Source organism: Rhodoplanes roseus, assembly GCF_003258865.1.
Lineage (GTDB): Bacteria > Pseudomonadota > Alphaproteobacteria > Rhizobiales > Xanthobacteraceae > Rhodoplanes > Rhodoplanes roseus.
The window spans coordinates 1-10,841 of sequence record NZ_NPEX01000204.1 but is presented as its reverse complement, the minus strand read 5'-3'; the positions used below and the strand labels follow the sequence as shown (position 1 = coordinate 10,841).

Here is a 10,841-nt window from a genome sequence, read left to right as displayed (position 1 = left end):
AGCTCGGAGGCGTCCGGCTCGGGATCGTAGGTCGCGAACTCAGCGGCCTCGTTGACGATCTTGCGGACGTCGGCGTCCATCTTCTTCAGCGCGTCCTCGTCGGCCCAGCCGTTGGCCAGGATGCGGGCGCGCGACTGCTCGATCGGATCGCTCTCGATGCGGACCTTCTCGACCTCCTCGCGGGTCCGGTACTTGGCCGGATCCGACATGGAATGACCGCGGTAGCGGTAGGTCTTCATCTCGAGGATGTAGGGACCCTCGCCGCTGCGGCAGTAGCTCAGCACGCGGTCGCCGGCGGCCTTGACGGCGCGTACGTCCATGCCGTCGACCAGCTCACCCGGGATGTTGAAGGACGCGCCGCGCTTGGAGAGATCCACCTGGGCGGAGGCGCGCTGCACCGAGGTGCCCATGGCATAGCGGTTGTTCTCGATGACGTAGACGACCGGCAGCTTCCACAGCGCCGCCATGTTGAAGCTCTCGTAGACCTGTCCCTGGTTGGCGGCGCCGTCGCCGAAATAGGTCAGGCAGACATTGTCGTTCTCGCGATAGCGGTTGGCGAAGGCGATCCCGGTGCCGAGCGAGACCTGGGCGCCGACGATGCCGTGGCCGCCGTAGAAGTGCTTCTCGCGGCTGAACATGTGCATCGAGCCGCCCTTGCCCTTGGAGTATCCTCCGCGCCGGCCGGTCAGCTCCGCCATCACGCCGCGCGGATCCATGCCGCAAGCGAGCATGTGGCCATGATCGCGATACCCGGTGATGACCTGGTCGCCCTCCTTCATGGCGAGCTGCATGCCCACCACCACGGCCTCCTGCCCGATGTAGAGGTGACAGAAGCCGCCGATCAGCCCCATGCCGTAGAGCTGGCCCGCCTTCTCCTCGAAGCGGCGGATCAACAGCATGTCGTAGAACGCCTTGAGGTCCGCCTCCCGACCGAGCTCCTGCACCGGACTCGCATCGATCGGCAAGATGGACGACCGCGCTGACGACGCAGGCGTTTCGGCGACTTTCTTCTGGGAAGCCATCGTGACCTCGGGGTGTGGCGACGAACGATCAACCCCATAGCCGAATTCGAGGCGCTACGAAAGGATCGTCCGGACGCCGGAACCTGTGAGAATTATTCATATGTAGCTTAGGCTTGCAGGCGGCAAGACGGAGCACGCGAAGACCTGCGCCGGATCACCGCGGCTTGACGATCATGACCAGATCGCGGCGGTCCACATAGTTGAGAAGCGCCCTCGCCCGCTCGTCGAGCAGGTCGGGATCGAGCTTTTCGGACTTCAGAAGCGAAACGCGGCGCTGCCACACCTCGCGCTCGGCCTTGGCCTCGGCGAGCTCGGCAGTGAGCTCGGCGATCTGGGCGTCCAGATCCTTGCGCGCGTTTATACCACGGTTGCCCGTGTAAGCATTGACGCCGAAATAGCCGATCATCAGCGACGCCAGCACATACACGCAGAGCGCCGTGACGACGGATCGGAGACGGGGACGCGACACCATGATGAGGTCATAGGGCGCGTCTTCCGTTAAAATGCGGTTTAACCCGCTCCGACAGACGCAGAAGCCGGCGCGATGCGCCGGCTTCGTGTCGTTCCGGTCGCGGTTTTCAGCCGCCGATCGGAGGCGTCAGGCGAGTGCCTTGAGCGCGGCGCGGCCGGCGTATTGCGCCTGGCTGCCCAGCTCCTCCTCGATCCGCAGGAGCTGGTTGTACTTGGCGATCCGGTCGGAACGGGCGAGCGATCCGGTCTTGATCTGCCCGCAGTTCGTCGCCACCGCGAGATCCGCGATGGTCGAATCCTCGGTCTCGCCGGAGCGATGCGACATCACGGCCGTGTAGCCGGCCTTGTGGGCCATCTCGACGGCGGCGAGCGTCTCGGTCAACGAGCCGATCTGGTTGACCTTCACCAGGATCGAGTTACCGATGCCCTTCTTGATGCCCTGCGACAGGCGGGTGACGTTGGTGACGAACAGGTCGTCGCCCACGAGCTGGCACTTCGTCCCGATCGCGTCGGTGAGCGCCTTCCAGCCCTCCCAGTCGTCCTCAGCCATGCCGTCCTCGATGGTCACGATCGGATAGCGCCCGACCAGGTCGGCGAGGTACGTCACCTGCTCGTCGCGGGAGCGCTTTTTGCCTTCGCCCTCATAGTGATAAGCGCCGTCCTTGAAGAACTCGGTGGAGGCGCAGTCGAGCCCGATATAGACGTCCTGACCGGCCTTGTAGCCGGCTTTCTCGATCGCGTTGACGACGAAGTCGAGCGCCGCGTCGGCGGACGGCAGGTTCGGCGCGAAGCCGCCCTCGTCGCCCACATTGGTGTTGTGGCCGGCGGCCTTGAGGCCCGCCTTGAGAACGTGGAAGATCTCGGCGCCGGTGCGCAGCGCCTCGGCGAAGCTCTCCGCGCCGACCGGCAGGATCATGAACTCCTGGAAGTCGATCGGATTGTCGGCGTGCACGCCGCCATTGACGATGTTCATCATCGGCACCGGCAGCAGCCGGGCCGAGGTTCCACCGACATAGCGGTAGAGCGGCAGGCCCTTGGCGGTCGCCGCGGCCTTGGCGACGGCGAGCGACACGCCGAGGATCGCGTTGGCACCCAGGCGCGCCTTGTTGGGCGTGCCGTCCAGCTTGATCATCGTGTCGTCGATGAGCGCCTGCTCCTCGGCGTCGAAACCCGAGATGGCGTCGTAGATCTCGCCATTGACGGCCTCGACCGCCTTGGTGACGCCCTTGCCGGAGTAGCGCGACTTGTCGCCGTCGCGCAGCTCCACGGCCTCGTGGGCGCCGGTCGACGCGCCGGACGGAACCGCGGCACGGCCCTTGGAGCCGTCGTCCAGCACGACGTCGACCTCGACGGTCGGGTTGCCACGGCTGTCGAGAATCTCGCGGCCGATTATGTCCACGATGGCGGTCATCAAGCGCTCCCGCATTGCAAATCTGGGGGGTGTTGGTGTCTTAACAGGCCGAAACGTACCGGCCAAGCGTCGTCGGTGCATTCCGTGCAATCATCGCCCGCGCTCGCGACCGGAGAAAGACATGCCGCGCACCCCCCGTCCTCTTCAGCTCGGACGGCCGACGTCCCTGCCCGCGTCGCCGGACGACGCGCCGCTCGACCGGGTGCCGAATCCGCATCCCGACACGCCTTATGTAGCGCGCTTCACGTTCCCCGAGTTCACCTCGCTGTGCCCGGTGACGGGCCAGCCCGATTTCGCGACCTTGGTGATCGACTACGTGCCGGCCCGCCATCTCGTCGAATCGAAGTCGCTGAAGCTGTATCTCAACAGCTTCCGCAACCACGGCAGCTTTCACGAGGATTGTACGGTCGCGATCGGCAAGCGCCTCGTGTCGGTCCTGAAGCCGCGCTGGATCCGGATCGGCGGCTATTTCTATCCGCGCGGCGGCATGCCGATCGACGTGTTCTTCCAGGCCGGGCGGCTGCCGAAAGGCGTTTGGGTGCCGGACCAAGGCGTTCCGACCTATCGGGGACGCGGCTGAGCCGCGGCGTCCCAGGCCGACAGGAGGCCGCGAATCTCCGCGCCGGGATCGGCTGCCCGCATGACGCCACCCATCACGGCGATCCCCGCGACCCCGGCTGCGGCCACGGCCGGAATGGTTTTGGCCGAAATCCCACCGATCGCCAGGACCGGGACTCGGGAGGCCGCGACGATCGCGGCAAGCCCCGCCGGGCCCAGTGCCGGCCCGTAGCCCGGTTTGCTGGCAGTCTCGAAGGCTGGACCCGCCACCGCATAGTCGACGAGCCCCGAATCGAGCCGGGCCGCCTCGGCCGGCCCGTGCACCGAGATGCCGATCAACGCCCCTTCCCTCAGGATGCTGCGCGCGATCGCCGGGTCGCTCCCGGCCGGAAGATGGACGCCGGCGAGCCCGGCCGCGTCCGCGATCTCCGGATCGCCGTGCAGCAGAAGGCTCACCCCGAATCGTCTGGCGAGTGGAAATATTTCTTTTGCAAGAGCCACTTGCTCCGGATTGCTCAGATCCTTCTCGCGGATGCTGGCAAAGCGGCAACCGGCCGCGAAGGCCAATTTTAGGATCGTGGGGAGCGGTGCGACGGCTTGTCGGCGGTCCGTCACCAGGAGCAGCGGCGGCCCGGGCAGCGCGGTCACGTGCCGACGAGGCCGAGCTGCGGGCTCGACGGCTCCGCGTAGCGCTTGCGCGGAATGCGGCCCGCCCGGGACGCCAGCCGCCCCGCCTCCACGCCGGCCCGCATGGCCGCCGCCATCCGCACCGGATCGTTCGATTTCGAAACGGCCGTGTTGAGCAGCACCGCGGCGCAGCCGAGCTCCATCGCCAGCGCCGCCTCGGAGGCCGTGCCGATGCCGGCATCCAGCACAACCGGCACCGGCGAACGGGCGCAGATCGTCTCGATCATCACCGGATTGCAGATGCCGAGCCCGGAGCCGATCGGGGCGCCCAGCGGCATCACGGCCGCGGCCCCGGCGTCGGCGAGCTTGCGGCAGGTGACCGGATCGTCGTTGCAATACGGCAGCACCGTGAAGCCGGCGGCGACGAGCGTCTCGGTCGCCCGCAGCAGCTCCTCGACGTCCGGATAGAGAAGCTCGCGGTCGCCGATCACCTCGAGCTTGACCCAGTCGGTGCCGAGCGCCTCACGGGCGAGCTCGGCGGTGAGCACGGCATCGCGGGCCGTCTGGCAGCCCGCCGTGTTGGGGAGGAAATGCGCGCGCTCGCCGATCAGGTCGACGAGGCTCTCCTCCTCGCCGGCGAGGCTGATGCGGCGGATGGCGGCCGTCACCATCTCGGTGCCGCTCGCCGCCACGGCGTCGAGCATCACCCGGCGATTGGGGTAGCCGGCCGTGCCGAGGAAGAGCCGCGACGAAAAGGTGCGGCCGGCGATCACCAGCGGGTCGTCGGTGGGAATGTCCATGCTCATGTCAGCCTCCGGGCCGCGCCCGTACGATCTCGACGGCGTCCCCGGGGGCGACCGCCTGTTGGCTCCAGGCGGTGCGTGGCACCACGCGGCCGTTGAGGGCGACCGCGATGCCGCGGGCGTCCGAATCGATGTCCTTGGCGGCGAGCAGCGCCGCGACGGTCGCAGCCTCGAAGGGCTCGGCGAGGCCGTTGACCGTGATGCCGGCCAGGGCCTCCATACGCGCGTCGCGCCCGTTGTTCATCCGCGAGATCCTGGTCGTTGAGATCCTGGTCGTTGCGCTCATGCGGCGACCGCCCTCGCGGCGAAACGCTCCATCCCGAACGCCGCGATGGCCGGATCGATCCCCTCCCCGGCGACCAGCCGGGCGATCGCGTCGGCCGTCACGGGCGCCAGCAGGATGCCGTTGCGGTGATGCCCGGTGGCGTAAACCAGCCCCGGCACCGCGGACGGCCCGAGAATGGGTGCGTCGTCGCGGCTGCCCGGCCGGTGCCCGACCGTGGTCTCGACGATCGGCAGATCTTCGATACCGGGCAGCACCCGCCACGCCGCGTCGAGCAGCGACAGGACGCCGCCGGCCGTGATGGCCGTGTCGAAGCCTTTTTCCTCCACGGTCGCGCCGACCACGAGGCGTCCGTCGGCGCGCGGCACGAGATAGCAGCCGGGCGCCCACAGGACATGGGTCAGGAGGGGGGCGGAGGGGTCCATCCGCAGCGTCACCACCTGCCCCTTGATGGGACGCACCGGCGGGCGGGCGGCGGGGGGGAGGCCCTCGATGCCGCGCGACCAAGCCCCGGCGGCCAGCACCACGGCCCCGGCCGGCAGGACGGTGCCGTCGGCGAGCCGCACCCCGGCGGCGCGGCCGTTCTCCACCTCGACGGCGGCGACCTCGGTGTGGGGGCGCAGGGTCACGCCGGCCTGCACGGTGGCGGCCGCGAGGGCGGCGACGAGGGCGCGGGGCTCGACCTGGTGGTCCTCCGGGCTGAACACGGCCCCGGCCAGACCGGCGGCGAGATGCGGCTCGCGGCGGCGCACCTCGGCGGCCGGCAACCAGTCGAGCGGCAGTCCCAGGCCCTGCTGGAAGGCGAGGTGATGGACCAGGCGGGCGCGGTCGTCGGCCGTCAGGGCGACGACGAGGGTGCCCTCGGAGCGCACGCCGATCGGCAGCCCGGTGGCGGCCTCCAGCTCGGCCGCGAAGCCCGGCCACAGGGCCTGCGCGTGCCGGCCGAGGCGGACGAGGTCTTCCTCGCCGGGCTCGGCCTCGGCGCAGGCGGCCAGCATGCCGCCGGCGACATGGCTCGCGCCTGCCCCGACCGCGCCGCGGTCCAGCACCGCGACGGCGAGGCCGCGCTGCGCCAGCCGCCAGGCGATGCCGAGGCCGCAGACCCCGGCCCCGATCACGACGACGTCGGGGACGCGGTCAGGCGCTGACGGGGACGCGGAATATGGACGTGGTTGTGCTGCCATCGGCGGCTCCCTTCGCTGGCATGACCCAGACAGGTTCGTGGGTGTGATCTCAGCCGCGCAGCCGCGCGGCACCCCAGGCCGTGACGCGATCATGGACGATATCGCGGAGGGCCGCAAGCCCCGGGCTAGCCCGTTCCGACGGGATCGCGCTCCAGCGACTCAGGTCTTCGCCGGGCGGCGGAGCTTGGCGGCGCACATCACGCCGACGCCGAGCAGCACGGCGGCGCCGACCCAGGTCGCCGCAGTGACGCCGAGATGCTCGAAGCCGTAGCGGTACAGCACCGGGCCGACCGCCTGCCCGAAGAAGAACGCCGAGCCGTGCAGCGCCATCGCGAGGCCGCGCGCCGACGGGGCCAGCTCGGTCACGTAGACCTGGATGACGCCATGCAGCGAGTAGAAGCCGAGCCCCAGCACCACGAACGTCGCGACCTCGACCTGCCAGGCGAAGCCGGCCGAGACGACGACGACTCCGCACGCCATCAGCAGGCCGCCGAGGATCATCATGCCGCGCTCGCCGATGCGTCCGAGCAGAAGAGACACCGAGCCGGAATACAGGAACCCGCCGACCGCGAAGCCGGCCAGCACGACGCCGGCGATCACGGCGCGGTCCTCGCCGCGGGCCGCGAGCAGGAGCGCGACGAACGGGAACAGGCCGAGCAGGAAGGCCCCCTCCAGGAACACGGCCGAGAAGCAGAACTTGGCGAGCGGGTTGCGCAGGACCGCGCGAAAGCCGCCGACCACCGTGGCCATCTCGAAGCGCGTCCGCCGGTCGAGCGCGAGGCCGCGCAGCCCGATCTCCACCGCCACATAGGCGACCACCGCGAGGCTGGCGACCACGGCGAAGACCCCGCGCCAGCCGACCGTGTCGGCGATCACGCCGGCGAGCGGCGAGCCGAGGACGTTGCCCAGCATCGCGGCGGCGAGCAGCCGGCCGAACGCGATCTGCCGGCGATGCACCGGAACGAGGTCGCCGGCGAGCGCCATGGCGATCGGAAACAGGCCCCCCGACACCACGCCGACGATCGCGCGGGAGGCGAACAGCACCGAGTAGTCGGGCGCGAAGGCCCCGAGAAAGGCGGCGATGGCGCTGGTGACCAGCGAGACCTTCAGCACGATCACCTTGCCGACCGTGTCGCCGAGGCTGCCGAGCAGCGGCTGGGCCAGCGCGTAAGGCAGCGCATAGGCCGTAGAGAGCAGCGCGACGGTGCGCACATCCATCTGAAACGCCGCGGCGATCTGCGGAATCACCGGATCGACCGAGCGCATGAACAGGCTGGTCACGAACAGCGACAGCGCCGCGACGACGAGCACCCGGGTGGCCTCCGGGGGCATGGCACCGGACGGCGGGGGCGACGATGTCTCAGCCATGTCGGGACGATGCGGCGGGAGGCGGCAGGACGACCATGGCCGGATTAGTACAGCACGCTGGCGCCGCGGCAAGCACCGCAGCCACGCCCCTGCCCCGCGTCACGGCAGAATGACGTGCGGCAGGAATCGCGAGGTGTTCTTGGTGATCGGCGACGCGTCCTCGCGAATCGACAGGCCACAAGCGTGGCCGTCGACGATCCAGGAGCCGAGCACCGGGTAGCCGCCGTCGAATCGCGGCAGCGCCGCGACGGCCTGGCGGATGAATCCCTCGGCGCCGTAAGGGCCGGTGTCCGAATCCAGCACCTCGCCGCCGACCACCAGCGCCACGTTCGCCCCCTCGCGCGAATAGAGCGGTTTTCGCGCATAGGACTCGCCGAGCTTTCCGGCCTCCGGGTCGTCCTCGAAATACGCCGGCAGCAGGTTGGGGTGGCGCGGGAACATCGACCACAGCAGCGGCAGGATTCCCTTGCTGGACAGCACCGCCTTCCAGGGCGGCTCGATCCAGCGGGTCGAGGCGCCCGGCAGGTACCGCCCGAACTGCTCGCGGAACATCCACTCCCACGGGTAGAGCTTGAAGGCGAGCCCGATCGGCCGGTCGGCCTCGTCGACGAAGGCGCCATTGGGCGCCCGGCCGATGCGGTCCATGGCGATCATCGTGGTGGCGAGCCCGGCCTGGCGGGCCGTGTCCTCCAGATAGGCGAGCGTGCCCTGGTCCTCGGGGATGTCGAGCGCGCCGGCGAGATGCACGACACCGCGCTCCTTGCCATGCGCCCGCGCCACCGTGGCCCAGCCGGCGATCAGCGTCTCGTGGACCGCGTTGAACTGGTCGCTGCCGGCCGGCACGATCTGGCGTGCGATCGCGTCCTCCAGCCACAGCCACTGGAACACGCCGGTCTCGTACAGGGCGGTCGGCGTGTCGGCATTGTACTCGAGGAGCTTCGCCGGTCCGGTGCCGTGATAGGAGAAGTCGAGCCGGCCGTAGAGCGAAGGGTCGCCGCGCTTCCAGCTCGCCGCGATGAAGGTCCAGCAGGCTTCCGGGATCTTCAGCAGCCGCAGGATGCGGTCGTCGTCGACGGCGCGCGCCACCAGCTCGCGGCACATGCGGTCGATCTCGAGCGTCGGCGCCTCGATGTCGCGCTCGATCTGCTCGAGCGAGAAGCCGTAATAGGCGCGCTCGTCCCAATAGGGCTCGCCCGCGACGGTGTGGAAGGCGAAGCCGGCCTTTTCGGCGGCGTCGCGCCAGTCGTCGCGCTCCGGGCAGACGATGCGCTGCATCTCAGCCCCCGGACGAGAAGCCGCGCGCCATCGAGCCGAAACCGTTGCGCAACGTCGCGCCGAGGCCGGAGGACGACGTGCCGGCGGCACGCACTGCGCTCTGGGTCGAGCCGGTCGACGACGCGCCCTGCCCGGCCGAACCGCCGTGCCACCAGGACGATCGGTATCCGCCCGAGCTCGATCCGGACGAGCCGCGCGGGGCGCAGTTTTGGGCGGCCGGCTGGGCCGCGGCGCCGGGGGCGAGCGGCGCATGCAGGCCGGGCTGCTGCTCCGGCGGCCGGCAGTCCTGTCCCGGCATCAGCATGTAGGCGGTGCCGCCGACACCGAGCGCCGACATCAGCACCAGCCCCACCTGGGTCGATCGCTTCATGGCGCGGCCCTAGTAGGACATCGAGGCGGCGTTGAGCGCGCCGGCGGCCAGCGAGGCGAGGCCGAGCCAGAGGGCCGCCGCGAGCTCGCCGTCGGCGATCCGCTTGGAGAGATCCGGCACCGGAATACGGACCAGGAAATAGACGCCGATCTGCACGGCGAGCGCGATGAGGCTCCACACCGCGCAGTCGAGCAGCGAGGAGGCGTGGGCGATGGCGCTCGCCACCGGCAGCGCGAAGCCGAGCAGCGCCAGCCCGAGCGACACGGCGGCGCCCGGCACGTTCCTGGCGATCAGGGCGAACTCGTCGTGCGAGGTGATGCGCGTGTAGATCAGCAGATACAGGACGGCGGCGACCAGGGCCGTGCACAGATAGGCCAGGAAGGCCGGCAGCCCGGCGAGCGATTGCAGCAGCATGGCGTCTCCCCCGTCTTGTTCTGACTAGGTTGCGACGCGGCCCGCCCGGGTTCAACCGATCGGTTCGACGGGTCCGATTCAGTCGATCCCCTTGGCGAGCCGGTCGAAGGCGACGAGCATGCGCAGCAGCGCCTCGAGTTCGGCGATCGGCACCATGTTGGGGCCGTCCGAGGGGGCGCGGTCCGGATCCGGATGGGTCTCGATGAACACCCCGGCCACCCCGACCGCCACGGCGGCGCGCGACAGCACCGGCACGAAGGCGCGGTCGCCGCCCGACGACGTCCCCTGCCCGCCGGGCTGCTGCACCGAATGGGTGGCGTCGAAGATCACGGGCGCGCCGGTCCTCGCCAGGATCGGCAGCGCCCGCATGTCGGAGACCAGCGTGTTGTAGCCGAACGAGGCGCCGCGCTCGGTGACCAGCACGTCCGGATTGCCGGCGCCCGTCAGCTTGCCGACCACATTGGCCATGTCCCATGGCGCCAAGAACTGACCCTTCTTGACGTTGACGACGCGCCCGGTCTTGGCGGCGGCGATCAGCAGATCGGTCTGGCGGCAAAGGAAGGCTGGGATCTGCAGGATGTCGACGACCTCGGCCACCGGCCCGCACTGCGCCGCGTCGTGCACGTCGGTGAGCACCGGCAGGCCGAGGGTTTCTCGGATTTCGGCGAACACCGGCAGCGCCGCCTCCAGCCCGACGCCGCGCGCACTGGAAAAGCTGGTGCGGTTCGCCTTGTCGAACGAGGTCTTGTAGACGAGCCCGATGCCGACCCGTTGCGCGATCTCCTTGCAGGCGGCCGCGGTCTCCAGCGCGTGGGCGCGGCTCTCCATCTGGCAGGGCCCGGCGATCAGCGTGAGCGGCAGCGCATTGCCGAAGCGCACGCGGCCAGCGCCGCTGCCGACCGCGACGACGGAATTCGGAGGCGGCGTCACGGTGGAAGGGGCGGTGTCGGTGGCGGTCATCGGCTTGGTGCTTCTGCGTGGGGGGCGGCGGCTCGGGCCGGGACCATGGCGGGGCGGGCCGGCGTGGTCAACGGCGGCGCGGCGGCGGAGCCGGC

The 10,841-nt window shown here is 70.0% G+C and carries 13 protein-coding genes; 1 reads left to right on the top strand and 12 read right to left on the bottom strand.

What is annotated here, in order from left to right; genetic code table 11:
• The 3 genes from pdhA to eno form a co-directional block, all read right to left on the bottom strand.
• Nucleotides 1-1,022 (bottom strand): pyruvate dehydrogenase (acetyl-transferring) E1 component subunit alpha (gene pdhA / locus CH341_RS22600; protein ID WP_111421237.1); only part of this gene is annotated, 1,022 nt, incomplete at its 3' end.
• A gap of 154 nt (nucleotides 1,023-1,176) precedes the next feature.
• Nucleotides 1,177-1,494, bottom strand: coding sequence for an FtsB family cell division protein (locus CH341_RS22595; protein WP_111421233.1), 318 nt, complete (start codon nucleotides 1,492-1,494; stop codon nucleotides 1,177-1,179).
• 126 nt (nucleotides 1,495-1,620) lie between these two features.
• Nucleotides 1,621-2,904 carry a phosphopyruvate hydratase gene (eno, locus tag CH341_RS22590; protein ID WP_111421232.1) on the bottom strand — a complete coding sequence of 428 codons (1,284 nt, stop codon included), beginning with the start codon at nucleotides 2,902-2,904 and terminating at the stop codon, nucleotides 1,621-1,623.
• A 121-nt stretch (nucleotides 2,905-3,025) separates the two neighbouring features.
• Between eno and queF the strand changes: the two genes are divergently transcribed.
• The gene (queF, locus tag CH341_RS22585) at nucleotides 3,026-3,484 is read left to right on the top strand and encodes a preQ(1) synthase (RefSeq protein ID WP_111421230.1); all 459 of its coding nucleotides are present in this window, start codon (nucleotides 3,026-3,028) and stop codon (nucleotides 3,482-3,484) included.
• Here the strand turns inward: queF and CH341_RS22580 are convergent.
• The 9 genes from CH341_RS22580 to kdsA all read right to left on the bottom strand — a co-directional run bounded on the left by CH341_RS22580 (nucleotide 3,466) and on the right by kdsA (nucleotide 10,746).
• Nucleotides 3,466-4,110 carry a thiamine phosphate synthase gene (locus CH341_RS22580; RefSeq protein ID WP_210208539.1) on the bottom strand — a complete coding sequence of 215 codons (645 nt, stop codon included), beginning with the start codon at nucleotides 4,108-4,110 and terminating at the stop codon, nucleotides 3,466-3,468. The genes queF and CH341_RS22580 overlap by 19 nt on opposite strands.
• On the bottom strand, nucleotides 4,107-4,895 hold the full coding sequence (gene thiG, locus CH341_RS22575) for a thiazole synthase (RefSeq protein WP_111421228.1): 789 nt from the start codon (nucleotides 4,893-4,895) through the stop codon (nucleotides 4,107-4,109). Before thiG ends, CH341_RS22580 begins: the two co-directional genes overlap by 4 nt.
• Nucleotide 4,896: 1 nt before the next feature.
• The gene (gene thiS, locus CH341_RS22570) at nucleotides 4,897-5,136 is read right to left on the bottom strand and encodes a sulfur carrier protein ThiS (RefSeq protein ID WP_245431197.1); all 240 of its coding nucleotides are present in this window, start codon (nucleotides 5,134-5,136) and stop codon (nucleotides 4,897-4,899) included.
• A 38-nt stretch (nucleotides 5,137-5,174) separates the two neighbouring features.
• Entirely contained in the window at nucleotides 5,175-6,293 is a 1,119-nt protein-coding gene (gene thiO, locus CH341_RS22565; protein WP_245431196.1) for a glycine oxidase ThiO, read from the bottom strand.
• 225 nt (nucleotides 6,294-6,518) lie between these two features.
• The gene (locus CH341_RS22560; protein WP_170149765.1) at nucleotides 6,519-7,691 is read right to left on the bottom strand and encodes an MFS transporter; all 1,173 of its coding nucleotides are present in this window, start codon (nucleotides 7,689-7,691) and stop codon (nucleotides 6,519-6,521) included.
• A gap of 135 nt (nucleotides 7,692-7,826) precedes the next feature.
• A complete protein-coding gene (locus tag CH341_RS22555) occupies nucleotides 7,827-9,002 on the bottom strand; it encodes a glutathionylspermidine synthase family protein (RefSeq protein WP_111421225.1) in 1,176 nt (391 codons plus the stop codon).
• Nucleotide 9,003: 1 nt separating this feature from the next.
• A complete protein-coding gene (locus tag CH341_RS22550) occupies nucleotides 9,004-9,372 on the bottom strand; it encodes a hypothetical protein (protein ID WP_111421224.1) in 369 nt (122 codons plus the stop codon).
• 9 nt (nucleotides 9,373-9,381) lie between these two features.
• On the bottom strand, nucleotides 9,382-9,786 hold the full coding sequence (locus CH341_RS22545; protein ID WP_111421223.1) for a DUF350 domain-containing protein: 405 nt from the start codon (nucleotides 9,784-9,786) through the stop codon (nucleotides 9,382-9,384).
• Nucleotides 9,787-9,864: 78 nt separating this feature from the next.
• The gene (gene kdsA, locus CH341_RS22540; protein WP_111421221.1) at nucleotides 9,865-10,746 is read right to left on the bottom strand and encodes a 3-deoxy-8-phosphooctulonate synthase; all 882 of its coding nucleotides are present in this window, start codon (nucleotides 10,744-10,746) and stop codon (nucleotides 9,865-9,867) included.
• Nucleotides 10,747-10,841: the final 95 nt, after the last annotated feature.

Excerpts from the sequence above, each read along its gene's own strand:
- CH341_RS22595 (WP_111421233.1), bottom strand. The coding sequence starts at position 1,494 with ATGGTGTCGCGTCCCCGTCTCCGATCCGTCGTCACGGCGCTCTGCGTG.
- eno (WP_111421232.1), bottom strand. The coding sequence starts at position 2,904 with ATGACCGCCATCGTGGACATAATCGGCCGCGAGATTCTCGACAGCCGT.
- queF (WP_111421230.1), top strand. The coding sequence starts at position 3,026 with ATGCCGCGCACCCCCCGTCCTCTTCAGCTCGGACGGCCGACGTCCCTG.
- thiG (WP_111421228.1), bottom strand. The coding sequence starts at position 4,895 with ATGAGCATGGACATTCCCACCGACGACCCGCTGGTGATCGCCGGCCGC.
- thiS (WP_245431197.1), bottom strand. The coding sequence starts at position 5,136 with ATGAACAACGGGCGCGACGCGCGTATGGAGGCCCTGGCCGGCATCACG.
- CH341_RS22560 (WP_170149765.1), bottom strand. The coding sequence starts at position 7,691 with ATGCCCCCGGAGGCCACCCGGGTGCTCGTCGTCGCGGCGCTGTCGCTG.
- CH341_RS22555 (WP_111421225.1), bottom strand. The coding sequence starts at position 9,002 with ATGCAGCGCATCGTCTGCCCGGAGCGCGACGACTGGCGCGACGCCGCC.
- CH341_RS22550 (WP_111421224.1), bottom strand. The coding sequence starts at position 9,372 with ATGAAGCGATCGACCCAGGTGGGGCTGGTGCTGATGTCGGCGCTCGGT.
- CH341_RS22545 (WP_111421223.1), bottom strand. The coding sequence starts at position 9,786 with ATGCTGCTGCAATCGCTCGCCGGGCTGCCGGCCTTCCTGGCCTATCTG.
- kdsA (WP_111421221.1), bottom strand. The coding sequence starts at position 10,746 with ATGACCGCCACCGACACCGCCCCTTCCACCGTGACGCCGCCTCCGAAT.